Source organism: Coprococcus sp. RTP21204st1_G4_RTP21204_210225 (assembly GCF_040915385.1).
GTDB classification, from domain to species: domain Bacteria; phylum Bacillota; class Clostridia; order Lachnospirales; family Lachnospiraceae; genus Allocoprococcus; species Allocoprococcus comes.
The window spans coordinates 1-25432 of sequence record NZ_JBCPDP010000023.1 but is presented as its reverse complement, the minus strand read 5'-3'; the positions used below and the strand labels follow the sequence as shown (position 1 = coordinate 25432).

27 protein-coding genes are annotated in these 25432 nt (G+C 43.6%); 20 read left to right on the top strand and 7 right to left on the bottom strand.

What is annotated here, in order from left to right:
* Position 1 precedes the first annotated feature (1 nt).
* The 10 genes from AB5213_RS15170 (at position 2) to AB5213_RS15125 (ending at position 8312) form a co-directional block, all read left to right on the top strand.
* Complete coding sequence (locus AB5213_RS15170) at positions 2 to 760, top strand: amino acid ABC transporter ATP-binding protein (protein ID WP_055249387.1); 759 nt, start codon at positions 2 to 4, stop codon at positions 758 to 760.
* A 178-nt stretch (positions 761 to 938) separates the two neighbouring features.
* The gene (locus AB5213_RS15165; RefSeq protein WP_173686170.1) at positions 939 to 1103 is read left to right on the top strand and encodes a hypothetical protein; all 165 of its coding nucleotides are present in this window, start codon (positions 939 to 941) and stop codon (positions 1101 to 1103) included.
* Positions 1046 to 1453 (top strand): glutathione S-transferase C-terminal domain-containing protein, encoded by a 408-nt coding sequence (locus tag AB5213_RS15160; RefSeq protein WP_330622226.1) that lies wholly within the window; start codon positions 1046 to 1048, stop codon positions 1451 to 1453. The genes AB5213_RS15165 and AB5213_RS15160 overlap by 58 nt, the downstream gene beginning before the upstream one ends.
* A gap of 19 nt (positions 1454 to 1472) precedes the next feature.
* Positions 1473 to 1904 carry a GNAT family N-acetyltransferase gene (locus AB5213_RS15155; protein ID WP_368276884.1) on the top strand — a complete coding sequence of 144 codons (432 nt, stop codon included), beginning with the start codon at positions 1473 to 1475 and terminating at the stop codon, positions 1902 to 1904.
* A gap of 89 nt (positions 1905 to 1993) precedes the next feature.
* Positions 1994 to 3133 (top strand): PLP-dependent aspartate aminotransferase family protein, encoded by a 1140-nt coding sequence (locus AB5213_RS15150; RefSeq protein ID WP_195479642.1) that lies wholly within the window; start codon positions 1994 to 1996, stop codon positions 3131 to 3133.
* Between the two features lie 45 nt (positions 3134 to 3178).
* The gene (locus AB5213_RS15145; protein ID WP_368276883.1) at positions 3179 to 4369 is read left to right on the top strand and encodes a M20/M25/M40 family metallo-hydrolase; all 1191 of its coding nucleotides are present in this window, start codon (positions 3179 to 3181) and stop codon (positions 4367 to 4369) included.
* A gap of 215 nt (positions 4370 to 4584) precedes the next feature.
* Positions 4585 to 5874: an O-acetylhomoserine aminocarboxypropyltransferase/cysteine synthase family protein gene (locus tag AB5213_RS15140; protein WP_008369949.1), complete on the top strand. Its 1290-nt coding sequence runs from the start codon at positions 4585 to 4587 to the stop codon at positions 5872 to 5874.
* Between the two features lie 88 nt (positions 5875 to 5962).
* A complete protein-coding gene (locus tag AB5213_RS15135; RefSeq protein WP_368276882.1) occupies positions 5963 to 6646 on the top strand; it encodes an AzlC family ABC transporter permease in 684 nt (227 codons plus the stop codon).
* Positions 6643 to 6966, top strand: a complete 324-nt coding sequence (locus AB5213_RS15130; protein ID WP_215634239.1) for a branched-chain amino acid transporter permease — start codon at positions 6643 to 6645, stop codon at positions 6964 to 6966. Before AB5213_RS15135 ends, AB5213_RS15130 begins: the two co-directional genes overlap by 4 nt.
* Positions 6967 to 7184: 218 nt before the next feature.
* Positions 7185 to 8312, top strand: a complete 1128-nt coding sequence (locus AB5213_RS15125) for an ATP-binding protein (RefSeq protein ID WP_044998743.1) — start codon at positions 7185 to 7187, stop codon at positions 8310 to 8312.
* 139 nt (positions 8313 to 8451) lie between these two features.
* On the opposite strand, the gene AB5213_RS15120 is transcribed toward AB5213_RS15125, so the two are convergent.
* The 4 genes from AB5213_RS15120 to pepT form a co-directional block, all read right to left on the bottom strand.
* Positions 8452 to 9936 carry a sensor domain-containing diguanylate cyclase gene (locus AB5213_RS15120; protein ID WP_215634238.1) on the bottom strand — a complete coding sequence of 495 codons (1485 nt, stop codon included), beginning with the start codon at positions 9934 to 9936 and terminating at the stop codon, positions 8452 to 8454.
* Between the two features lie 204 nt (positions 9937 to 10140).
* On the bottom strand, positions 10141 to 11517 hold the full coding sequence (gene pepV / locus AB5213_RS15115; protein ID WP_215634237.1) for a dipeptidase PepV: 1377 nt from the start codon (positions 11515 to 11517) through the stop codon (positions 10141 to 10143).
* Positions 11518 to 11544: 27 nt separating this feature from the next.
* Entirely contained in the window at positions 11545 to 13044 is a 1500-nt protein-coding gene (locus AB5213_RS15110) for a YfcC family protein (protein WP_173692278.1), read from the bottom strand.
* Positions 13045 to 13073: 29 nt separating this feature from the next.
* A complete protein-coding gene (pepT, locus tag AB5213_RS15105; protein ID WP_055156207.1) occupies positions 13074 to 14294 on the bottom strand; it encodes a peptidase T in 1221 nt (406 codons plus the stop codon).
* Positions 14295 to 14534: 240 nt separating this feature from the next.
* On the opposite strand from pepT, the gene AB5213_RS15100 reads away from it, so the two are divergent.
* From AB5213_RS15100 to fliB, 3 genes are read left to right on the top strand one after another with little or no spacing between them, the layout of a single operon-like run.
* The gene (locus AB5213_RS15100) at positions 14535 to 15236 is read left to right on the top strand and encodes a helix-turn-helix domain-containing protein (protein ID WP_055156206.1); all 702 of its coding nucleotides are present in this window, start codon (positions 14535 to 14537) and stop codon (positions 15234 to 15236) included.
* Between the two features lie 15 nt (positions 15237 to 15251).
* The gene (gene nth / locus AB5213_RS15095) at positions 15252 to 15893 is read left to right on the top strand and encodes an endonuclease III (protein ID WP_055156204.1); all 642 of its coding nucleotides are present in this window, start codon (positions 15252 to 15254) and stop codon (positions 15891 to 15893) included.
* Entirely contained in the window at positions 15894 to 17030 is a 1137-nt protein-coding gene (gene fliB, locus AB5213_RS15090; RefSeq protein WP_215634235.1) for a flagellin lysine-N-methylase, read from the top strand.
* Positions 17031 to 17131: 101 nt separating this feature from the next.
* On the opposite strand, the gene AB5213_RS15085 is transcribed toward fliB, so the two are convergent.
* Positions 17132 to 18580: a 4Fe-4S dicluster domain-containing protein gene (locus tag AB5213_RS15085; protein ID WP_022220021.1), complete on the bottom strand. Its 1449-nt coding sequence runs from the start codon at positions 18578 to 18580 to the stop codon at positions 17132 to 17134.
* A 218-nt stretch (positions 18581 to 18798) separates the two neighbouring features.
* Between AB5213_RS15085 and AB5213_RS15080 the strand changes: the two genes are divergently transcribed.
* From AB5213_RS15080 to AB5213_RS15060, 5 genes are all read left to right on the top strand, one after another.
* Positions 18799 to 19683 (top strand): YitT family protein, encoded by an 885-nt coding sequence (locus AB5213_RS15080; RefSeq protein ID WP_215634234.1) that lies wholly within the window; start codon positions 18799 to 18801, stop codon positions 19681 to 19683.
* Between the two features lie 12 nt (positions 19684 to 19695).
* Positions 19696 to 20073 (top strand): DUF3783 domain-containing protein, encoded by a 378-nt coding sequence (locus AB5213_RS15075; RefSeq protein WP_055156200.1) that lies wholly within the window; start codon positions 19696 to 19698, stop codon positions 20071 to 20073.
* Positions 20074 to 20151: 78 nt separating this feature from the next.
* The gene (locus AB5213_RS15070; protein WP_215634233.1) at positions 20152 to 20460 is read left to right on the top strand and encodes a hypothetical protein; all 309 of its coding nucleotides are present in this window, start codon (positions 20152 to 20154) and stop codon (positions 20458 to 20460) included.
* Positions 20461 to 20613: 153 nt separating this feature from the next.
* Positions 20614 to 22404 carry an aminopeptidase P family N-terminal domain-containing protein gene (locus tag AB5213_RS15065; protein ID WP_055261197.1) on the top strand — a complete coding sequence of 597 codons (1791 nt, stop codon included), beginning with the start codon at positions 20614 to 20616 and terminating at the stop codon, positions 22402 to 22404.
* On the top strand, positions 22374 to 23234 hold the full coding sequence (locus tag AB5213_RS15060) for a deoxyribonuclease IV (protein WP_215634232.1): 861 nt from the start codon (positions 22374 to 22376) through the stop codon (positions 23232 to 23234). The genes AB5213_RS15065 and AB5213_RS15060 overlap by 31 nt, the downstream gene beginning before the upstream one ends.
* 192 nt (positions 23235 to 23426) lie before the next feature.
* Here the strand turns inward: AB5213_RS15060 and AB5213_RS15055 are convergent, their stop codons facing one another.
* Positions 23427 to 23987: a hypothetical protein gene (locus AB5213_RS15055; RefSeq protein ID WP_022220216.1), complete on the bottom strand. Its 561-nt coding sequence runs from the start codon at positions 23985 to 23987 to the stop codon at positions 23427 to 23429.
* A 224-nt stretch (positions 23988 to 24211) separates the two neighbouring features.
* Between AB5213_RS15055 and AB5213_RS15050 the strand changes: the two genes are divergently transcribed.
* Both AB5213_RS15050 and AB5213_RS15045 read left to right on the top strand, forming a co-directional pair.
* Positions 24212 to 24373, top strand: coding sequence for a hypothetical protein (locus AB5213_RS15050; RefSeq protein ID WP_008369991.1), 162 nt, complete (start codon positions 24212 to 24214; stop codon positions 24371 to 24373).
* On the top strand, positions 24373 to 25044 hold the full coding sequence (locus tag AB5213_RS15045; RefSeq protein WP_215634231.1) for an HAD family phosphatase: 672 nt from the start codon (positions 24373 to 24375) through the stop codon (positions 25042 to 25044). The genes AB5213_RS15050 and AB5213_RS15045 overlap by 1 nt, the downstream gene beginning before the upstream one ends.
* On the opposite strand, the gene AB5213_RS15040 is transcribed toward AB5213_RS15045, so the two are convergent.
* Positions 25004 to 25432 (bottom strand): hypothetical protein (locus AB5213_RS15040; RefSeq protein WP_252198805.1); only part of this gene is annotated, 429 nt, incomplete at its 5' end. The genes AB5213_RS15045 and AB5213_RS15040 overlap by 41 nt on opposite strands.

Sequence of the window (25432 nt, the reverse complement as noted above, 5' to 3'; positions counted from 1 at the left end):
TATGATCGAAATCAAAAATATATCAAAAACATTTAAAAATAATAAGGTTCTTGATGGGATCGACCTTACCATCAATCAGGGAGATGTCGTAGCGATCATCGGACCTTCTGGAACAGGAAAATCCACATTTTTAAGATGTGTGGACAGACTGGAAAAACCGGAAACCGGAACCATAACGATTGACGGTGAGACACAGGATCTTGCACATATTCATGGCAAAGATCTGACAGAGCTTCGGAAAAAGACCGGCATGGTTTTTCAGAATTTCAATCTTTTTTCAAAGAAGACAGCGCTTCAGAATGTAATGGAGGGGCTGATCGTGGTAAAGAAGATGAAAAAAGAGGAAGCAGAAAGGATTGCGAGAGAGCAGCTTAAAAATGTAGGTCTTCTGGATCACGCAAACCATTATCCGAGACATATGTCAGGTGGTCAGCAGCAGAGGGTTGCAATCGCAAGAGCACTTGCGATGGAGCCAAAGCTTTTGCTTCTGGATGAGCCGACATCTGCACTGGATCCGGAGCTTGTCGGAGAAGTTCTGGATACGATCAAAAAAGCGGCAAATGAAGGATATACAATGCTTCTGGTGTCTCATGAGATGAGCTTTGTACGAAACGTTGCAACCAGAGTGATCTTCCTGGACGGAGGAAAGATCCTGGAAGACGGAACGCCGAGAGAAGTGTTTGGAAATCCAAAGAACGAACGTGTCAAAGAGTTCTTTACAAAGATCAACCGGATGGAAGAACCGGATTATTCAATTTAAGAGAAAAACAAAATCGGCTGAGGGATCAGTCGATTTTTTCCAACAGGATAAAAGAAGGGAGCGAAAGAAATGAGTATCAGACTGGTGACAGACAAGGAAAATGTAGATTATCAGGCAGTGGCAGATATTTTAGACCATTTTGGACTGAGTCATTTTGATGCCGCTACAGAAGACGGGCATGGCGATTTACAATGGAAATGCAGAAAGTCTGAAGTGGATGGAAGATACCGGATTTCTTCTGGAAGAAGGCTATCGTTTTGGTGACAACGATTATGAGAGACAGCCATATGTATCGCCAAGAAGCATCAGACAAGAGCAGGAAAAACGGAATCAGACAGCGTAGGAAAGGGAAAAGATTATGAGAGAAGGCTTGCAAACCAGAGATACTTATTTGGTGACAGACTGACTGAATCTGATGTGCGTCTTTATGTGACACTGGTACGATTTGACTGTGCATATTATCCGGTATTTCGTCTGAATAAAAAGCTTCTCCGCGATTATCCGAATCTGTGGGCATATGCAAGAGATTTGTATCAGACACCGGGATTTGGCGACACAACGAATTTTGCGGCGATCAAGAAGCATTATCATATCGATTGCTGCCCGTCCAATGAATTTGCGATCGTGCCAAATGGACCAGATGAATCCTTATGGCTGACACCACACGGAAGAGAAAAATTATCCGGAAAATAAAGAAAGCGGGGAATGAATGATGAAAGCAGTCAGAGTGACAGAAGAATGGCAGAGAGCCGGCGTACACTATGTGCGGACACAGGCAATGTGCCTGGGATTTAAGATCCCGCTTGAGGGAGAATTTTCAGATGACATACCGGAAGATGAATATATTCTGGTGATGGACGGAATTTATCCGGTATCCACCTGCAGGCTGCATTATCTGGATGAACATACCGGAAAAATTGAGCGCGTGGCAACACTGGAATCCTATAGGGGAAGACATTACGGACAGGCAGGGATCATTGAGGCGGAAAACTGGATGCGCGAAAAAGGTGTGACAAAAATCTATATCAATTCCAGAAAAGCGGCACTTGGATTCTATGAAAAGCTCGGCTATACCGCAGATTTTTCACAGGTAAGCGGCTCCGGAGAGTTTGAATGTGTGATGACGGAGAAAGAACTTGCGTAAATTTATGAAAAGAAAACTGGATTTTGGCAGAAAGATATTGTACAGTAAATAGCGACATTGATTTATAGAAACAGGAGAGATAGACAAGAATGAAGTACGGAATTGATACACGATGTCAGCATCTGGCTGACGATAATAAGGATGAAATATATGGGGCGATCAGTTATCCAATCTATCAGTCTGCAACATTTGCAAGAGACAGAGTAGGCGGAGGAAGTGGTTATGACTATTCCAGATTACAGAATCCGACGAGAGAACATCTTGAGAAGATCGTAGCATCGCTGGAAGAAGGGATCGATGCACTGGCATTTTCGACAGGAATGGCAGCAATCACAGCTCTGATGGAGATTTTCAAACCGGGCGATCACATCATCATTGATGAGGATCTTTATGGAGGAAGTGTCCGTCTGTTCCACAGCATCAATGTGAAAAATGGACTGACATTTACCAGCGTGGATTTAAGCAGTGTGGATGTAGAGGATTATATCCAGGATAACACAAAAGCAATTTATGCAGAGACACCGACCAATCCGATGATGCGTGTATCCGATCTGGAAGAACTTTCAAAGATAGCAAAAAAACATGAACTTCTTCTGATCGTGGACAATACCTTTTTATCACCATATTTCCAGAATCCGCTGAAGCTTGGTGCTGACATTGTTGTGCATAGCGGGACAAAATATCTGGGTGGACATAATGACACACTTGCAGGTTTTCTGATAACAAACCGCGAGGACATTCAGGAACAGCTTCGTTTTATCATCAAGACGACAGGAGCAACTCTTGCACCGATGGATAGCTGGCTGATCCTCAGAGGGATCAAGACGCTTGGAGTCCGTATGGACAGAGCACAGGAAAATGCACTGAAGATCGCACATTTTCTGGAGAAGCAGGAGTATGTGACAAGGGTGCTTTATCCGGGACTTGAATCACATCCGGGCTACGAACTGATGAAAAAGCAGGCAAGAGGATTTGGTTCGATCCTGACCTTTGAAGTAGATTCCAAAGAGAGAGCATATCACATTCTGGAAAATGTAAAACTGATCCAGTTTGCGGAAAGCCTCGGAGGAACTGAGACTCTGATCACTTATCCGATTACCCAGACGCATGCGGATCTTTCCAAAGAAGAGCTTGACCGGAACGGAATTACAGACAGGATTCTGAGATTGTCTGTTGGAATTGAGGGAGCAGAGGATCTGATCGCAGATCTGGAAGCTGTATTAAAGTAAATCAAATAGAATTGTGTATAAAGCGGAAGATATCTGTGACCGAAGGTGTATTACCGGACAGATAGCCGGCAGATGGAAAATGACCGTGCAGATAAGGAAGTGGCAGAAATGAGTAAAATAAAGGTAAATGAACAGCGGGCAGTCGATGAATTTCAGGAACTGACTGCGATCGATGCACCAAGCTTTGGGGAGCGTCAGATGGCAGACCGGCTGATCGTGAAATTAAAAGGACTTGGTTTTGAAGTAGAGGAAGACAATGCCGGAGAACATTTCGGAGGAAATGCCGGAAACGTATATGCATATCTTCCGGGAGATCTTCCGGGAGATCCGGTCCTTTTGTCCGGCCATATGGATACGGTTGAGCCGTCCAAAGGCAAGAAAGGGATCATCGGAGAAGACGGTGTGATCCGTTCCGCAGGAAAAGCAGTTCTTGGAGCTGATGATGTGGCAGGACTTGTGGAGATTCTGGAAGGAATCCGCAGTGTAAAAGAAGCGGGAGTACCACACCGGGATATCGAGATTCTTTTTACAATTGCAGAAGAGCTTTATATCAAGGGCAGCAGCGTATTTGATTTTTCAAAGGTTCGTGCAAAAGAAGCCTATGTACTGGATATCAGCGGACCGGTTGGAAGCGCGGCATATAAAGCACCGTCTCTGATTTCTTATCAGGTGGTAGTAACCGGGAAGGCATCCCACGCCGGATTTGATCCGGAGCACGGCATTCATGCGATCGCTATTGCATCCGAAGCAATCACGCAGATCAGTCAGGGACATGTGGATGGAGAGACAACCTGCAATATCGGATTGATCGAAGGTGGGAGCGGAACGAACATTGTTCCGGAAAAATGTATCGTAAAGGGAGAAATCCGGAGCTATTCTCATGAAAAAGCGACTCGTTGTGTAGAAGAAGTGGGGAATACCTTCAAAAAGGTGGCTGAAAAACACGGAGCTGAATCAGAACTTACTTGCGAAGTTCATCTGATCGCTTATGAGACAGCAAAAGACAGTGTGCCGGTAAAACGGTTTGAAAGAGTAAGCAAAGAGCTGGGACTTGCAGGAAATCTTGTAGAGACATTTGGCGGAAGTGATAACAACAGCTTTGCGAAGAACGGGATTCCTGGACTGGTGCTGTCAAATGGAATGTACCAGGCACATTCGGTAAATGAATATACGACAATCAAAGATCTTGTGACAGGAGCAGAACTGATCGCCGGGCTGATCACCGATGAGCAGTAGTGGATGTTATTATACAGAAAAGACGCCAAAAGCGTCTTTTTTATATTGATAGAAGAAAAACAGATAAAACATATTGAAATTAAATGTTTTTAAAATAATTCCCTATTAACCTATTGACAAAGTAGGTAAAAGTAGATATAATGCAACTATCAAATTTGAAAGATCACTATAGAGATCACGATACATCAGACAGTAGAAAAGAGAGGTAGAAAAATATGAGCGATTATAAATTTGAAACACTTCAGCTTCACGTAGGACAGGAAGAACCAGATCCGGCATCTGATGCCAGAGCAGTACCGATTTACCAGACAACATCTTATGTATTTAAGAACTCTGCACATGCAGCAGCAAGATTCGGACTTGCAGATGCAGGTAACATTTACGGACGTCTGACAAACTCTACACAGGACGTATTTGAAAAGAGAATCGCAGCACTTGAAGGTGGTGTGGCAGCTCTTGCAACAGCATCCGGAGCAGCTGCAATTACATATACCATCGAAGCACTTGCAGCAGATGGCGGACATATCGTAGCGCAGAAGACAATCTACGGTGGAAGCTTCAACCTTCTTGAACACACACTGACACATTACGGAATCACAACTACATTTGTAGATGCACATAACCTGAAAGAAGTAGAAGATGCAATTCAGGATAACACAAGAGCCATCTATCTTGAAACTCTTGGTAATCCGAACAGTGATATCCCGGATATCGATGCGATCGCTGAAATTGCACACAAGCATGGACTTCCGCTTGTAATCGACAACACATTCGGAACACCGTATTTGATCCGTCCGATCGAACACGGAGCAGACATCGTTGTACATTCTGCTACCAAATTCATCGGTGGACACGGAACAACTCTTGGTGGAATCATCGTAGATTCCGGCAAATTTGACTGGAAAGCAAGTGGAAAATACCCGGCAATCGCAGATGCAAACCCAAGCTACCACGGAGTATCTTTCGTAGATGCAGCAGGTCCGGCAGCATTTGTAACTTACATCCGTGCAATCCTTCTTCGTGATATGGGAGCAACAATTTCTCCATTTAATGCATTCCTTCTTCTGCAGGGAACAGAGACACTGTCACTTAGAATTGACCGTCATGTAGAAAATACAAAGAAAGTAGTAGAATACCTCTCTAATCATCCAATGGTAGAGCATGTGAACCATCCGTCACTGCCGAATCATCCGGATCATGCACTTTATGAAAAATATTTCCCGAATGGTGGAGCATCTATCTTCACATTCGAGATCAAAGGCGGACAGGAAGAAGCTCACAAGTTCATCGACAACCTGAAGATCTTTTCGCTGCTTGCAAATGTTGCGGATGTTAAGAGCCTTGTTATCCATCCGGCAACAACAACACATTCTCAGCTGACAGAAGAAGAACTGCTTGATCAGGGAATCAAACCGAACACAATCCGTCTTTCTATCGGTACAGAACATATCGATGATATCATCGCAGATCTTGAAGGTGGATTTGCAGCGGTTCAGGGCAAATAAATATTATACACACAGGAATTTTGGACGGAGGTTTTTCGAAACCTTCGTCTTTTTCGATGTACACAGAAAATTTTAAGGAGAAAACACTATGACAAAGGCACAGATCAGAAAAAATGCTTTTCTGAAATCCATTCCGATCATGTGCAGCTACATTTTCGTAAGCATGGCATATGGGATTATGATGGAAAATGCCGGATTTGGCTGGTACTATTCACTGTTTGTAAGTCTTACCGTATATACCGGGGCATTCCAGTTTGTTCTGATCACATTTTTATCCAGTGGAGCTTCGGTTGTGACGATTGTACTGACAGCGTTTCTGATGAACAGCAGACAGACTTTTTACAGCCTTACTTTTCTGAAGGATTTTCAGAAGATGGGCAGGCGCAAGCTCTATATGATCCACACGATGACGGATGAGACCTATGCGGTAAACTGTACGCTCGACCTCCCGGAAAAAGAGAAGGAGGATACGATGTTCCTGATTGCATTTTTCAGCCGGTGTTACTGGATGGCGGGGGCAGTTCTCGGAGGAGTCCTGGGGCAGCTGCTCCCGTTTGATATGGAAGGGATCGATTTTTGTATGACGGCACTGTTTGTGATTATTTTTATAGATCAGTGGGAAAAGACCAGAAAACACATTCCGGTAGTGACCGGACTCGGGATCGGGATTTTGTGCATAGTGATCTTCGGGCAGAAAAGCTTTATGCTTCCGGCACTTCTTATCACATCCGGAATCCTGGTCATTATGGAAAAGGGAGGAAAAATTGTATGACGACGGGCGGAATTTTATTGGCAGTTCTGGTATCGGCAGTTTGCACGTTCATACTTCGGGCACTGCCGTTTCTGGCATTTAACGGAGAAAGAAATATGCCGTTGTGGCTGGACAGACTGGGGCAGGTGCTTCCGGCTGCGATCATGGCAGTTCTGATCGTTTACTGTCTGAAGGACGTGGGCAGCGATTTAAGAGGAATTGCATTTCCGAAAGGAATTGCGGTAGTGGTTGTTGCAGTTAGCTATAAATGGAAGCACAACACACTTATAAGTATTGCAGTGGGAACGAGCCTGTATATGGTGCTGTTAAGAGTATTGTAAGAGTTGCGGCAGTCAGGAGTGTTGAAAATGCTGTGCGATAAGCGGAAATCCAGTATTTTCGGATGGATCTCCCTTTGACCAGATGCAGAGATTATGCTATGATATGTACCGATACATGCGCATTTTTTATTTGACAACAATCCAGATGGAACTTTCTGTTCAATAAAGAGGATTATGTGTCAGGGGACATTCTTTTTACAAGGAGAAAATCAATGAGTATAGATATTACGATCGAGGAAATGGAAGCGCTTCCTGCAGAGTCCTACGAGCTTTTTGATATCCGTGGCGAGATTGAGCGCGCCCATGGAATCCTGCCGAATTCGACGGCAAGCTCAGCAGATGTACTGATGGAGAATCCGCCGGAAGATAAGGAAAAGAAGATCATTATCTGCTGCAGCAGAGGACAGATCAGCAGGGATATCGCAGAAGAACTGCAGGAGCAGGGATATGAAGCATACAGCCTGAAGGGCGGTTATGTTGGATGGCTGATGGCAGATATGAAGAAAAAGGAAGCAGATGATGTCTGTGAACATGTGGAGCTTAGTATCCGCAAGAAGTTCAAAAAGAAGATCTGGTCCAAATTTACAAAAGCTGTCAGAGAATATGAACTGGTCAAAGAAGGTGACCGGATCGCAGTATGTATTTCCGGTGGAAAAGATTCAATGCTGATGGCAAAGCTTTTCCAGGAATTAAAGCGTCACAACAAATTTAACTTTGAAGTAAAGTTCCTGGTGATGGATCCGGGATACAGTCCGGAGAACCGAAAGGTCATTGAAGAAAATGCAAGGAAGATGAAGATTCCGATCCAGATCTTTGAATCCAATATTTTTGAATCGGTATTTGAGATTGAAAAATCACCGTGTTATATCTGTGCAAGGATGAGACGTGGATATCTTTATAATTTTGCACAGCAGATGGGCTGCAACAAAATCGCACTGGGACATCATTATGATGATGTGATCGAGACGATCCTGATGGGAATGCTCTACAGTGCACAGGTGCAGACTATGATGCCGAAGCTTCACAGTACAAATTTTGAAGGGATGGAACTGATCCGCCCGATGTATCTGATCCGTGAGGATGACATAAAGGCATGGAGAGATTACAATGATCTGCATTTTATCCAGTGTGCATGTAAGTTTACCGATACCTGTACAACCTGCAACAATGAAGAAAATCAGTCAAAGCGTATGGAAATCAAAAAGCTGATTGCAGAGCTTAAGAAGACGAACCCGTTTGTGGAGGGCAATATTTTCAAGAGTGTGGAAAATGTCAATCTGGATACGGTTGTCGGTTACAAGGCAAAAGGTGTAAGACACAATTTCCTGGATACTTACGATGATTAAAAATGACTGGATGTGCCAGGGCATATCTGAGATATAAAGAAGAATGAAATTCCCGCCGGACAGGTACAGGATCTGCCCGGCGGGAATTTTGAGATTAAATGACAGGAATATTGACCTGTACCAGAATTCCTGACGTTGATCAGGATAAAACGGTTTCCTGCTGGTTCTTGATATCGTGGTAAATAACAAAACGTCCACGTCCGTTTTGCTTAGCTGTATATAGAGCATGATCAGCAAGGCGGTATAACTGGCTGAAAGATTCAGCATCCGTTGGAGCAACAGCACAGCCGATACTGCAGGAAAGTTTCCGACCATTTAGTTCCGGGATATCTATATTTTGAAGATTTGTATAGAGCTTTTGCAAATGCAGATGGATACTGTAATCCAGACGTACATTTTTCATCAGGATCATAAATTCGTCACCACCGACACGACCGATGATATCGGTTGTCCGGAACTGTTCTTTCAGAAATCCGGCAAATATTTTCAGTACCTGGTCACCGGTTGCATGTCCATAAGTATCATTGATCTGCTTGAAATAATCCATATCGATCATCATTAAAGCCTGTAAATCTTCAAAATCTTTTTCGCGCAGCCATTCGGAAATCGTGTGTTCTGCATAAACTTTGTTCAGAAGTCCGGTCAGAGCATCTGTATGCGCCTGGCGAAGAAGCGAAGTCTGATTCTTCTGGTTGATCTTCCAGAGTGCGAAGATCAGAAGCAGCACAATGCAGATAAAAAAGGCGAACAGAATGATTTCAAAGTTGTTGATAAAAGCAAAGTGCTGACGGGCTTCGACAGCAGGAACGATATAGCAGAGCATCCAGTCGTTGTACTTTAGTGGCTGGTAGGAAATATAGCGTGCATGTGATAAATCTGCTGTAATCTTGCGGCAGTTTGCGTGTCCTTGCTTAAAATCTTCCTGAAGGGTAGCACCATCTTCCGAGGTCTGAAATACCCAGTCAGAGGAAGAAGTAAAAAAGTTCTCTCGGATTTCGTTGTGTGTAGATTCAATGGAAATGATGTTGCCATCCGAGTCTGTGATAAATGAGTAGCCGGAACCGGAATACAGATCCTCAAAGAGCATGGTAGTCAGTTCCGTAACATCGATGGAGCCTCCAAAGACACCGATAATATTCTGATCTTTGTCATAAACAGGAACTGTGAGGACAACAAGGGTTTCGTTGTCTACGCTGCTTGACAGAGGAGAACTAATGACGCGTCTGCCTTCCAATGTCTTTTGAAAATAGTTCCGTGAACTTGCATCGGTCTTCTTTCCATCGCTGGAGCGCCCGATACCGTCTGTAGAAAAAAGCATAAGCCGATGATAGGAGCTGGAAGAAGCCAGTTCAGCAAGAAGCTGAAGATTATCGTTGCTGAACAGATCGGAAGTTGTTCCGAAGTATGCAGCAGGACTCTCCAGAAATTCATATTCTTTTTCCAGGACCAGTTCCAGGTGATCCTTTTGCTGCAGTGTGTTTTTTTGAAGAACATTCTGTACACTTTTATCAACGCTCTGTTGTACAAACCAGAAAAAAATCAGAAGTGTGAACGTCATTACAATAAGGAACGAAATGATAGCCGTTCCGTATTGCATCAGTTCATGACGTGATATTTTTTTCATGTAAAATCCCCCTCATATTGTGCGTTAACAAATAAGTAATTAGATTTTCTAAATTATACCATAAATGTTCTGGGATGTCATCGAATTTGTATGTGAAATGGATAGGAAATATACATAATAAACAAAAAATGAACAAAAAAAGAGAGAATAACGTAAAAAATAACAAAAGCATTACGTTATTCTCTCTTAGTTATACGTTATTGTTTATTTTGCAAGCCGGTAGATTGCATCCAGATAAATCTTCATCCAGAGATCCAGTTTATCCAGCTCCAGACATTCATTTGTCTGATGCATCAGATCAGGCTGGTCTGGGAGGAGTGCGCCGAAAGCGACACAGTTATCCAGTGCTCTTGCGTAAGAGCAGGCACCGTCTACCAGAGGTTTTGCGGACATATCACCGGTGACATTGCGGTAGGATTCCATCAGAGTCTGAACCAGGAAAGAATCCTCAGGTACGTGGATGGATTCAGTTGCATATGGGTTCTCAAAACGGAATCCGGAACCGATAAGCTGTTTCTGAATGAGCTCCTGAACCTGGGCGCACTGGTAAGTAACCGGTACACGGTTGTCGATGGAGAAAATCACCTTATGATCGCATACTTCAACCTTTCCGACATTGAAACTTAATCTGCCGGAGATCTCATCTGTAAGATCGATTCCAAGTCCCTTTCCGGTCAGGTCAAAACCAATGTGCTCCATGTAAAATGTGGCAATCCTTGCCAACTCATTTTCCGGAGAAAGCTCAGATAAAGCTGACATCAGTCCGCTGATCGCATTGATTCCGGTAGAAGGATGTGCTGCGTGTGCGGCAAAACCTTCTGCGGTCAGCCGGAGGGATGCACCCGCATTTTCTACTGTGAAATGGCATCTGGTCTGTGTCTCCCAGGAGAGCAGGCTCTTGCGGATCACGGTTTCCAGTTCGAGAGGAAGCAGGACGGAAGCATGGTCTGCGACTGCGTTAAATGCATTTCCACCGGATAAAGTGATATCCTCTGAGACATCGGTTACAAGCTGATACTGAAAGACGCCTTTTTCAGCGTAAATAAGTGGGAATACTGCATCCGGTGTGAAGGACATCTGTGGAGCAGGGATCTTTTTCTTGTTGAAATAATAGTCCATGCATTTCCAGTCTGTCTCTTCATTCGCACCTACAATAAAACGGATTTTTTTGCTGAGTGGCACACCCATTTCTTTTAAAATCTTGACTGCATGGAGGCAGGCAAGAAGAGGACCTTTATCATCAAGTACGCCACGACCATACAGCTTTCCGTCAATGATTTCCGGTTTAAACGGATCACATACCCAGCTGCCACTGCATGGAACCACGTCAACATGACCGAGGATTCCGAGAGTTTCTTCCTGATCCCCATAATCTGCGTGTCCGGCATAGTGATCAAAATTTTCTGTTTTAAGACCAATGGATTCTGCCGTTTCGAGAAAGCAGTCAAGTGCTTTGGCAGCGCTTGCACCGAAAGGCATTCCTGCATCCGGTGCGGTTTCCACGCTGTCTATGGACACCAGTTTCATAATATCCTGGATCAGACTTTCACGGTCTGTCTGTATTTGTTTTTCAAAATCCATAAGAGTTTACCTCCTTATGCAAGAAGCTTATACATATAACTGAATGATCAGCATGATCGCACTGAAGACGGTAGTCATACCCATCAGTGGCATGATGAATTTCAGCCATTTATCATAAGTAACATCCACCATCGCAAGGGATGCAAGGATCAGACCGGTTGGTGTGATGAAAGAAATCAGACCAAGACCGTATGCATAAGCAGATACGATTGCTGATCTTGAAACACCTACGGTGTCGGCAAGCGGAGCCATGATCGGGATGGACAGAACTGCAAGCCCTGAGGAAGAGGAAATAAAGAATCCGAGTACGATAAATACAAGCATCATCAAGATGATGAATACGATCGGATTCATTCCACTGATCGCACCTGAGAAGAATTCCAGGATGGTGTCAGAAATCATACCGTCTTCCAGAATGATGTTGATACCACGTGCCACACCGACTACCAGAGCTACGCCCATCAGGTCAGCGGCACCGCCGATAAACTGATCCATAAAGTTCTTTTCGCCGATTCCTGAAGTAAATGCAAGCAGGATCGCGCAGGCAAGGAAGAGGGCAGTCATGTTGTCGAACCACCAGCCCTGAGCTACAAGTCCCCATACAAGCACACCGAAGGATACGCCGAATACGAGGAGGGAAAGCTTCATTTTTCCGGTAAATTCAGGAACCTCGCCCTGATGACCGAATTTCTGCATATGATGTTCATACTGGTCGTAACAGATTGATTTTGTAGGATCTTCTTTTACCTTCTTTGCATAGCGAAGGATGTAGATCAAAGTGATCAGAGTGCCGAGTACCAGAGCAACACCACGGATTCCCATACCGTCAGCAAGGCTGATTCCGGCTGCATTGGATGCGTTTCCGACAGAGAACGGGTTGATGGTCGGGAACATGGTTCCGATAGAAGATCCCATGTAAATTGCAGCGATACAAACCATAACATCATATCCGGCTGCAAGGAATACCGGTACAAGGATCGGGTAAAGTGCAATGGTTTCTTCTGCAAGACCGAAGGTAGTTCCACCGGCTGCGATAATAATCGTGATCAGGATGATCAGGATATATTCTTTGCCCTTGGTGACTTTGGAAAGTGCTGCGATTGCCGCATTGAATGCACCCATATAATTCAGGACACCGATACATCCGCCGAGGATAAATACAAAAAGGATGATATCAATGGTATCGTAAACACCACTGATTGCTGCAAGGAGGATTTTAAATACGCCCTGCGGTTCCTGATCGACTCTCTCGTAGGTTCCAGGAACAGCAATCGGTTTGCTGATACTTCCATCAAGGAATTTATTTAAGTTTCCGGTAACACCCAGCTCGTCCAGGGATTCCTGGGTAGGAGCCATTTCTGTCACTTCACCTTCCGGTGTTGTGATTTCAAATACATCATGGTCTGCGTTGTACGTTAATTTGGAATAAAGCCCTGCCGGTACCACTGCAGTTAAAATTGCAGCGAAAATAAGGACGATAAATAATACAGTGAGCGCAGAAGGGAAAGATATTTTTTTCTTTTTCATAATCAGTATCTCCGTTTCCTATTTGGTATTTACTCATTTGCAAAGATTTTTACAAGTTCTACAATGACACGGACAGCTGCTTCCATACCTTCGATGGTGACGTGCTCCAGTGGTCCGTGATATCCGTGTCCGCCTGTTCCAAGGTTCGGGCAAGGAAGACCTTTAAAGGAAAGCTTGCAGCCGTCTGTACCTCCGCGGATTGGAGAAATATCCTCCGGAACATTTGCTTTCGCACAGGCCTCTCTAGCATAATCAATCAGATACATGTGATCTTTGATGATACATTCCATGTTCTGGTATTCATCGGTAAGTGTCAGTGTGACTGTACCCTCGCCCCAGAGCTCATTTAAGATCTTTTCGATATGGCGGAGCGTATTGCGGCGGGCTTCAAAGCTTGCGCTGTCGTGGTCGCGGATGATGTATTCGGATACGGCATGCCCTTCATCTCCGTGTATGCTCAGAAGATGGTAGAATCCTTCATATTGTTCGGTATGACGCGGAATCTCGAATCTTGGGAGCATATTGTTGATATCTGCGGCAATGAGAACGGCATTGATCATCACATCTTTTGCAGAACCCGGATGTACATTTTTGCCATTGATCTCAAATTTTGCTTCGCATGCATTGAAGTTCTGATACTGGATCTCGCCTTCGCCGTCCCCGTCCAGCGTATAGGCAACCTCCGCGTCAAAAGTATCAAAATCAAAATGTGCAGCGCCGCTTCCACATTCTTCGTCCGGTGTAAAAGCGACACTAATCTGTCCGTGCGGAATCTTTTCTGTGATCAGGATCTCAAGAAGCTGCATGATCTCAGCAATACCGGCTTTGTCGTCAACTCCGAGGATGGTATTTCCATCGGAAGTGATGAGTGTACGTCCCTTTAATCCTTTCAGATGCGGGAAATCTTTGGTTGTAAGAACCCGTCCACTGTCTCCGAGAACGAGATCACATCCGTCATAATCTGGTGTACAGACCGGATGGATTTCTGCCTCGCAAAATTCTGGTACAGTATCCATATGTGCGATAAGTCCAAGCTTTTTCTTATTTTCATATCCTGGTGTTGCTGCAAGGATTCCATAAACGAAGCATTTATCGTCCAGAACAACCTTGTCAAGTCCGAGTTCTTTCAGTTCATCAGCAAGGATTCTTGCAAGATCAAACTGACACTGAGAGGTTGGAACTGTATCGCTGTTTTCATCGCATGGTGTTTTGATTGCGATGTATTTGAGTAACCTTTTTTCTACTTTCATTTGTATTCTCCTTCCACATATTTGTCATACGGATGACTCCGTGGCTTGTGTTTTTATGCTATCATTTTATCCGGGTAAATCAGAAAAGACAAAAGAGGTGCATTTTATTGACACGAAAAAATCAGACGTGTTATTATTGAAAAAAGAGAAAAAATATGGTGCATACTAGAAAATTGGGGAAATGCGTTAAAATTTATGCACATATCATAAAAAAATTGATTTAAAGGAAAGAAAATTGGTATGAATGTAGATGAGAAGGTGGGGCGTAATATTAGAAAATACCGGATGGCATATAATATGACGCTGAAAGAACTTGCTGTAAGACTGCATAAGAGTGTGTCGACAGTTTCTAAATACGAAAAAGGGGATATTTCATTGGATATTTCGACATTTCTTGAATTGTCTAAGATTTTTAAGGTGTCACCTCTTGCAATTATCGGAGATGAGATTGCTGAGGAAGAGGAAGAATGTACTTATGCGGAGACAATTGAAAAATTGTACATGTACAGCTATGACGGGATTGGAAAAGTAATTGTCAAAAGTGTGATTGAACAGCAGGCGGTGGAAGGAAAGAATAACAAATATAAAGTGCATTTGTTTAATGATGTAAGTGAGGTCAAAGAACCGGGGGAATGTGGCGGACTTTATACTGGTGAGTATGAAAAGGAAGGATTTATTGGAACCTATATGCTTCATAACCAGGCTCTGAAATCAGAACATATCATGATCTCCTGTGTAAATAATCTGGTGAATCCGGGACAGCAACTGGCACTGGTGTCCGGTCTCTCTAATTATACGATGCTTCCGGTGACCTTTAAAGCAGTGATTTCGGAAAAAGAAATTGTAAATAAAGAAAAGCTTATGAATCTTCTTGCATTTAACAAAGAAGATCTTAAACTAATGAAGCAGATGAATTATCTTACTATACAAAATATGAGATAAAGAAGGACAAAAAAGATGACAAAGAAACAGAGAACATTGGAAGTAATAGAACGCTTGAGAAAGGAATATCCGGATGCAGACTGTACTCTGGATTATGATCAGGCATGGAAACTTCTGGTCAGTGTGCGTCTTGCGGCACAGTGTACGGATGCAAGGGTAAATGTAGTTGTAGAAGGTTTATTTGCAAAATATCCGACAGTAGAGGCACTTGCAGAAGCAGATGTAAATAATATCGAAGAGATTGTACGTCCTTGTGGACTTGGGAAAAGTAAGGCACGGGATATCAGTGCCTGTATGAAGATGCTTCGGGATGAGTATGGCGGAAAGATTCCGAAGGATTTTAATGCGATCTTAAAGCTGCCAGGTGTTGGGAGAAAGAGCGCGAACCTGATCATGGGAGATGTATTTGGTGAGCCTGCAATCGTAACGGATACCCATTGTATCCGTCTGGTGAACCGTATTGGACTGGTAGACGGGATTAAGGATCCAAAGAAAGTAGAGATGGAACTCTGGAAGCTGGTTCCGCCAGAGGAAGGAAGCGATTTCTGTCACAGACTGGTGTACCACGGAAGAGAAGTTTGTACGGCAAGGACGAAGCCGCACTGTGACAGATGCTGTCTGGCGGATATCTGTAAGAAGGTTGGGGTAGAAAAATAAATGCAATATACAATTCCGGATTATTATAAAGAGTTCACCTGCATCGCAGACAAATGTGAAGATACCTGTTGTGCAGGGTGGAAGATTGTAATTGACAAAAAATCACTGAATAAGTATAAGCATGTGAAAGGAAAATTCTGGTTTACGATGTTGAAATCCGTGGACTGGATCCGTGGCATTTTCAGGCAGGATAAAGAAAAGCGATGTGCATTTTTAAATGACTGTAATCTGTGTGGGATGTATGCGAATCTCGGAGAGAAAAGTCTGTGTAAAACCTGCCGCCTGTATCCGAGACATGTCGAGGAGTTTGAGGATGTACGGGAGATTACCCTGTCGGTATCCTGTCCGGAGGTGGCAAGGATTTTGATGGAGAAGAAAGAGCCGGTCCGTTTTCTTACTTATGAAAAAGAAGGAGAAGAGGAATACGAGGAATTTGATCCGTTTCTGTATTCTATGCTTGTAGATGCGAGAGATGCAATGCTTGGAATTCTGCAGGACCGGGAGCAGTCATTAAAAATAAGAGTGGGACTGATTCTTGGAATGGCGCATGATCTGCAGGGCAGATTTAACCGGGAACAGTTATTTTCCTGCGAGGAAGTCATTGAACGTTATCAGACAAAGAGTGCCAGAAAGTTTGTACGGAAACTTTGGAAAGAAGAAAAGCCGTCTGTGCAGGAAAGATGGGAGATGGCGCATAAGATGTTCCGGGAACTTTATGAATTGGAACTTCTACGTGAGGACTGGGATATGCTTCTGATGGAGAGCGAAGAACTTCTGTATTCACATGAAGCAGATGCGTATAAAGGAATCTCGTCTGACTTTAAGCGGTGGGCGAAGGAAGAGAGCAATATCCAGATCCAGGCAGAGCAGCTGCTGGTGTATTTCATTTTCACTTATTTCTGTGGCGCAGTTTATGATGGAAGGATTTATGCGAAGGTGCAGATGGCAGTAATAAGTACTTTCCATATTTATGAGCTGTGGAAAGCACGGTGGATAAAAAATGAAGGAGAGCTTACACCAGAAGAGATCGTAGAGCTGGTGTACCGGTATTCGCGGGAGATTGAGCATTCGGATAAGAATCTGGAGCGGATGGAAAAGATGATGCTGCGGGACAGGCTGCCGTGGTATAGGGGATAATAAATAGATGCCTGTACGATTTTTGATGCATTTGAATAAGAATTTTTGTTAAAAAGGGCGTATGAAAAATGATTTCTCATTTTTCATACGCCCTTATAATTTTAGTCTCTATGCATAGAGAACTTATCCATATCGTAATTCTTCAGATTATCAAGAATTCCACGATCGTCAGCCTGAGAGATCAAGGCATCACGGTTCTTCTTGGAAGCCATCTGGTCATTGAATGAACTTGGACCGCCGACACATCCGCCGTCACATGCCATGCCTTCGATGAAGTCTTCCGGAAGACGTCCAACCTTCATGAGAAGGAGGGCTTTCTTACATTCCTGAGAACCATTTGCACGACAGACTTTCGCATCGATGCAGTTGTCAGATTCTTTCAGACTTTCCAGAACGGCTGCTGTTACACCGCCGGAATTTGCAAAGCGTTTTCCGAAGGTAGAAGCGGTCTGGTTGTCGTTCGGACAGGCCTCGAGTTCAACGTCTTTTGCTTTCATGATCGCACGGATCTCGCTGTATGTAAGAACATAATCTGCATTTCCTTCGATCTGCTGATCGACAACTTCAGATTTCTTAGCAAGGCAAGGTCCGATAAATACAGTGATCGCTTCCGGATCCTGTGCTTTGATCATACGGGAAATTGCACACATCGGAGAAACAGTTGTTGAAATATTGTCAGCAAGCTGTGGGTAATGCAGGCGAACCATATTTACAAATGCAGGGCAGCAGGAGGTTACTTTTTTCTGTCCTTCTTTGTAAGCTTCAGCCCATTCTTCAGCTTCGTAAGCAGCAGTCATATCTCCACCGAGTCCTACATCGTAGAAATCTACGAATCCGAGCTCTTTCATTGCTTTGCGCCAGCTTTCCATGGTAATATCAGCACCAAACTGACCTTCTGTGGCAGGAGCAGCCATTGCGTAGATGTGTTTGCCTTCTCTTAAAGCATTGATTACCGGAACAATAAATGTTTTGGAAGCAATTGCACCGAATGGACAGCTGTGGATACATTTACCGCAGCGGATACATTTGTTTTTGTCGATTATGGAAATGCCATGCTCGTCGTAGGTGATCGCATCGACCGGACAACTGAATTTACACGGACGTTTTAAATGTGCAATGGCATTGTACGGACAGGCTTTGGCGCACTGACCACATTCTTTACATTTGGATGCGTCAATGTGGGAACGGTAATGTCCCGGTTCAATTGCCCCAAACTTACAGGCATTGATACATGCCTTTCCAAGACAGTTCTGACAGTTCTCTGTTACTGTGTAGCTGGAGATCGGACAGTCTTCGCAGGCAGAAGAAATAACCTGAATGATATTGCCATCATCTTCCGGTCCCGGAGCTTTGCCTTCTGCGAGGCGGATTCTCTGGCGGATGATCTCACGCTCTTTGTAGATACAGCAGCGGAACTGCGGTGTCGGTCCCGGAATAAGCTTCAGCGGGAGGTGATCACGCTGTTCTTCAAGTTCACCTGCAAAAGCAAGCTTTGCTACTTCGAACAGTACGTCATGTTTGATTTTGATTACGTTTCCATCAGCATTCATAATTAACCCTCTCTTCTCTAAATTGTTAAAAAATTCACTCTTCCTTTATTATAATTGAAACTACTATAAATGGAAAGAAGATTTCATGTTTTTAATGAGAAACATAGCGTAGAAGTTTGATGAGAAGTATGTTATGATGAACATGCTATGTTGGGAAATATAGTGTGCCGCATATTTGGGGAAATAAGAGGCACCGGTATGAAAGAGAGGAAAGAAAATTGAAAGAGAAGAACAAAGCAAAAAACATATTGAAAGAGTATGCAACGATCACGGTAGGAATGTTTATTGTATCGGCATCAGTGTATTATCTGATGATGCCGAATTCCTTTGTTGTGGGAAGTATTTCGGGACTTGTCATGGTTCTGGCAAATTTTATTCCGCTGAAGATTTCGACGATGACGATGATTCTAAATGTAGCACTTCTGATCATAGGGATTGTGTTTGTCGGAAAAGAATTCGGAGGTAAGACGGTCATTACATCTTTAATGCTCCCGGTTTATCTGCGTATTTTTGAAACAGTGACACCAGATGTTCCGCCGCTCACGGATGATATGTTTATCAATATGCTGTGCCATATTCTGGTGATCAGCATCGGACAGGCGATTTTGTTTAATGTCAATGCATCTTCTGGTGGGCTTGATGTTGTTGCAAAAGTTTTAAATAAATATTTGCATTTTGAAATTGGAAAGAGTCTTACGATCGCAGGATTTGTGACCGCTGCGACGTCTATCCTTGTCTACGACAGAAAGACACTGGTAGTGAGCCTTCTGGGAACTTATCTTTATGGGATTGTTCTGGATAATTTTATCGATGGTTTCAGTATCCGTAAGAGGGTGTGTATCCTGTCAAAGAAATATCCGGAGATCCAGCAGTTTGTTGTACATGAGCTGCACAGAGGGGCGACTCTTTATCCGGCAGTCGGAGGACTGGGCAATCAGGAACAGACAGAAGTGGTTACAATTCTGGAAAAGAGTGAATATGCAAAGCTTCTTGCATTTATCCATGAGACAGACCAGAGTGCGTTTGTTACGGTATCAACTGTCAGTGAGGTAATCGGAGAGTGGAATAAACATAAAAAGAACCGTTTGAGAAAAGCGGAGTAGTCGAGGAAATTTATGAGAGAAACAGTATTATTATTTAATATAAAAGATAAGAAGCGTGCGCAGGAGCTGCAGATGATCTGTATGTCACTCAGGATCCGGGTGCGGCTGATAAAAAAAGAAGAGTATTTTCAGACGGTTGGTGTACTTGCCGGAATGAAAGAAGCGTCAGAGACAGACAGGATTTATGAGGGTGAAGAGCTGGCAGATGAGATGATGGTATTTGCCGGAGTGACAGGCAGCCATCTGGATCAGATTTTATTTATGATGCGAAAGAAGGGTATGAAACGTATTGATTATAAAGCGGTTCTGACAGACACAAACAGTCAGTGGACTGTGCCGGAACTTTTTAAAGAACTGGAAAAGGAGCATGCAGCAATGCATCAATCCTGATATCACAGAAAAATCACATCGGAGCGAAGGCTGTCAGGGCAAAAAAGTCAGCTGAAAAAACAACCAGCACGGAAGCCGGTGCGAGTACAACGGAGTGGACCGAAGATCATATGTCGTCACTTCTTGGAAAAGAGGAAGAGTATTTCCAATCCGGAGTTTGACTGGTCATCAATCGGGCTTACCGCGAATACAGCAAAAGACGGAGAGACATCTTACTATTATAAATATCTGGTCAATGAAAATGATGTGATTGACAGCGGATTTGCAGGAGTCTTTGCGGAGTATGATGCAGAACATAACTTGATTGCATCTTACACGATGGATGTGGAAAAATTTATATACAGAGTGTACAAATATTCTTTTGACGGATATTATTTCGAGAGATAAAGTGTCTGCTAATGGCAGATTGTGAGGATAGAAAAGGGAGTTGGAACAGGTAAGTTAGTCTTGCTGAATCCGATTCCTTTTCTTAGGTTGCTTTTCAAAAGTTTACGGGTTATAATGGTCAGAGAATGGAAAAATTAAAGGAGGTTTTTTAAAATGTCTACAATACCGGAAAGACTTGAAAAATTGCGTGCAAAAATGCAGGAAAAGGGAATAGATATTTATATTATTCCGACTGCAGATTTTCATCAGAGCGAATATGTGGGGGAGCATTTTAAAGCAAGAGAGTATATTACCGGATTTACGGGATCTGCAGGAACAGCAGTGGTTTCAAAGACAGAAGCACGCCTGTGGACAGACGGAAGATACTTTATCCAGGCGGCAAAGCAGCTGGAGGGAACAACAGTAGAACTGATGAAGATGGGACAGCCGGGCGTTCCGAAGATTGGGGAATATTTGGAAACAGCTCTGGCAGAAGGCGAAACTGTAGGATTTGATGGACGTGTTGTTTCTGTAACAGAAGGAGAAGAATACGAGAAGATCGCATCTGAGAAGAACGGAAAGGTCGTATATGCATATGATCTGATCGATGAAGTATGGGAAGACCGTCCGATTCTTTCAGAAGAGCCGGTATTTGAACTAGAACAGAAATACACAGGAGAGACTGTGGAGAGCAAGCTTGCACGTACACGTGCAGCAATGAAAGAAGCAGGTGCGACAGCACACGTTCTTACCACACTGGATGACATCTGCTGGACACTGAACATTCGTGGAAATGACGTAGAATATTTTCCGTTGGTTCTGACCTATGCAGTGATCAGAATGGACAAGGTGGATCTTTTTGTGAATGAGAAAAAATTAAGCGATGAGATCAAAGCACATCTTGCAGCAGACGGGGTTATTCTGCACCCATACAATGATATTTATGAGGACATCAAGAAGGTTGCATCAGAAGAAGTCCTGATGGTAGATCCGGGAAGACTGAACTTTGCACTTTACAAGAACATTCCGGAGAATGTGAAGAAAGTGGAAGAGAGAAATCCGGCGATCTTATTCAAATGTGTAAAGAATCCGACAGAGGTCGAAAATATCCGTATCGCTGAGATCAAGGATAGCGTGGCTCATGTCAGATTTATGAAATGGCTGAAAGAAAATGTTGGCAAAGAGACGATCACAGAGATGAGCGCTTCTGACAAATTGGATGAGTTCCGTGCCGAGATGGGTGGATTTATCCGTCCAAGCTTCGGACCGATCTCTGCATTCGGGGAGCACAGTGCGATCGTACACTATTCTTCTTCACCGGAGACCAATGTAGAGCTTCATGAGGGAACTTTCCTGATGACGGATACAGGAGCAGGATTCTACGAAGGATCTACTGATATCACCAGAACATATGCTTTTGGAGAAGTTTCACAGATCATGAAAGATCATTTTACACTGGTTGCGATCAGTAACCTGAACCTTGCAAGTCCGATTTTCAAGAAAGGCTGCTGTGGAATGAACTTTGATTATCTGGCAAGAAAGCCGTTTTGGGACAGAGGACTGGACTTCAATCACGGAACAGGACATGGGGTTGGATACCTTCTGAACATCCATGAGGGACCGGCAGGCTTCCGTTATACTTACAGAGCCGGTGAGTCTGATGCATTCCAGCCAGGTATGGTCATTACGGATGAACCGGGAATCTACATCGAAGGATCTCACGGTGTGCGTCTGGAAAATGAATTGCTTGTCTGTGAAGGCGAGAAGAATGAGTATGGAGAATTCCTGTATTTTGAACCGATTACTTATGTGCCATTTGACCTGGATGCGATCAATCCGGATATCATGAATGCAGAAGACAAGGAACGTCTGAATACTTATCATGCAACTGTATATGAGAAGGTGTCTCCTTATCTGAATGATGAAGAGAAAGAATGGCTGAAGAAGTATACGAGAGCGATCTAATAAATATGGTAATAGGAACACATATGTCGATTGCGAAAGGGATTGTGAAGACTGCAGAGAATGTGGTGAAGATGAATGCAGATACGATGCAGATTTTCAGCAGGAATCCGCGGGGATCGAATTATAAGGATCCGACGGTGAAGGAAGCGGAGGAGTTTCAGAGGATCAGGAGAGAGGCCGGTTTTGGAGCGATTCTGGCGCATGCACCTTATACGATGAATTTGGCGAGTGCGAAGCCGGAGGTGTATGAATTCGCCTGCACGGTGATCCGGGAGGATGTGACGCGGATGGACAGACTGGGGATTGAGAATCTGGTGTTTCATCCGGGAAGCCATACCGGAATTGGCGCAGAAGCAGGAATTCAGAATATCATTGCGGGGCTTGACCAGGCGATTACCGGAAAAGAGAATATTACGGTTCTGCTTGAGACAATGAGCGGAAAAGGGACAGAGATTGGCTGGAGATTTGAAGAGCTGAAAGCAATCCGCGACGGGGTATCACATCCGGAGCGGATCGGAATCTGTCTGGATACCTGTCATGTGTTTGCAGCAGGATATGATATTGTAAATGATCTGGACGGGGTGCTGGAAGAGTTTGACAAAGTACTTGGACTTGAGCTTTTGAGAGCGATTCATTTAAATGACAGTATGATGCCATTTGGTTCAAGAAAAGACCGGCATGCGGTGATCGGCGGCGGAGAGATCGGGATAGAGGCACTTTTAAATGTCATGCGTCACCCGAAATTAAAAGATCTGCCGTTTTATCTGGAAACGCCACTGGATGATGCGGGGCATAAAGAAGAAATTGCAAGGCTTCGGGAGCTTTCCTAGGTGGTCAGACAGATGGAAAAGAGTTGTTAAGGCGGTATCTGCAGGCTATAGATTGTACAAAAGATAAGTTTTATCACAGATACAGCGCGAGAAATCAAAACAGGAGGGTATGATTTAATATGAGTCATACCCTCCTGTTTTAAGAACAGCTTTTTTGCTATAATGCATATCGCAAAAGAACGGCGTATATACCTATGATTCCAGTGCATCCGGATCAGCAGAAAGATCGGCAGATGCAATCCGGCGAACCGGGTTGGACTTATCAATATCTTCTGCAAATTTCTGCGCTTTTAACAGCATTTCTGATATCTCTTCCTCTTCCTCAGGAACAAAGCATCTTGCACTTTCATCCGGAAACAGATGATTTTTTAATTTGAAAGCCATCAAAAAGGCTTCCAGTTCCTGATTGAGTGCATCTTTGTAAAATTCAAAATAAAAACGAATTTCAGTTTTCTCAAAATCGGTACATATGCATCCGCACTGGGTTCCGCGTGTACGGCTTGTCCGGCGGAAATATTCGGGATCTCCGGTTACCATGTAAAAAATCTGGACCAGAAGATTTTCCTCGATATCTGTCTCATATGTAAACCAGTGCTTGCTGAGCTTGTCTTTTTGTAATGCTTTTTCATCAATATCATACTTCTTCAGAAGCTTATGATACATTTTGATGGCGGCCTCTTTCTCGCCACCTTCTCCCCGTTCGGCAAGCGCTTTAATCTTCAGCAGTTTTGCTTCTAATTTGTTGTCATCCAATTTCTTAATCCCCTTATGATTATAACACTTTTTTACATACTGAATTATTATAGCACATTTGCTATATAATGGAAGTAGAAAAATGGAAGTTAGATAAGAGTTTTTTATAGCGGTGAATGTTAAGATTTGTTTACATTTTCGGATGAACTGTTGAAATTTGCTGACAATATCGGTAAAATAAATTTATAGAAAAACTGTAATAGATAAGAAAAGGGGGATTTACTATGACAGAAGATTTGATCAAAAAATTAAAAGATGTCAAGCAGGCACTGGTCAGCAAAGATATGACCGGCGAAGAGTGGGAAGAACGTGAAGAAATTCTGGAAAAACTGGAAGACGTAACCACGTATTTAAAAGATGCCCTCGGAAAGGGAATTGAATTCTGATGAAGGTAGAAGCACTGGTATTTGATATGGACGGACTGCTCCTTGATTCGGAACGTGTTGTGCAGAAATCCTGGAATTATGCAGGAGAGAAGCTCGGATACGGACGGATCGGGGAGCATATATATCATACGCTGGGATTCAATGTAGTCCGCAGAGAAGCATATTTTAAAAGTGTATATGGCGAAGATTTTCCAATGGATAAGTTTAATGAGTTGACACGGGAGAAGTATTACGGCATTTGTGACAAAGAAGGGATCGGCGTAAAAGAGGGAGCAAGGGAGCTTCTTATCTATGCGAAGGAACACGGATACAAGGTCGGACTTGCGACGTCCTCCAGAGAGATCCACGCAAAGGCATCTCTTGAGAAAGTCGGTTTGTGGAAATATTTTGATGGCGGGGTTTTTGGCGATTCGGTGAAACATGCAAAGCCGGATCCGGAAATTTACCTCAAAGCGTGCGAGGCGATCGGCACCGAGCCGGTACATAGTATTGCGCTTGAAGATGCACCGGCAGGAATCCGCTCGGCTTCGGCTACGGGTATGATCCCGGTGATGATCCCGGATCTTGCACAGCCGGATGAAGAAGTGAGAGGATTATGCCGGTATGTGTATCCTACACTTCTGGATGTGATTAAGATGCTTGATCGTGAAAATGCCGAAGCTGGTCGGTAAGAGACTGGATATCAGCATCGGAAAGTGCTTCGACAAGAGCGGTCTGGTACTGAAGGATCTTTGCCGGATTGTATGGAATGTCTAGGGCAAATTCACTGTAGGCACGCAGCTTCTGAAAATAAAGGGCTGCGTTTGCCTGTTCTTTTGCCTGGATGCACATTTCATACATGGCATGGCAGTCTGTAACGGTTTCGTCTGTGCATGGCTTGCAGATCCATTTTCCTATATAATAGTAATCAGTCCCGATTCGGTAGACGAATCCGGGATTTTTTTTGAATTCTTCTAATAAGTTCATTTTTTGTATTCTCCATTCTACTACAATATATTTATGGTTAATATCCCTTACAGCCAGTAAGGAATTATCCATCTTGTTGCTTAAGCTGTATAA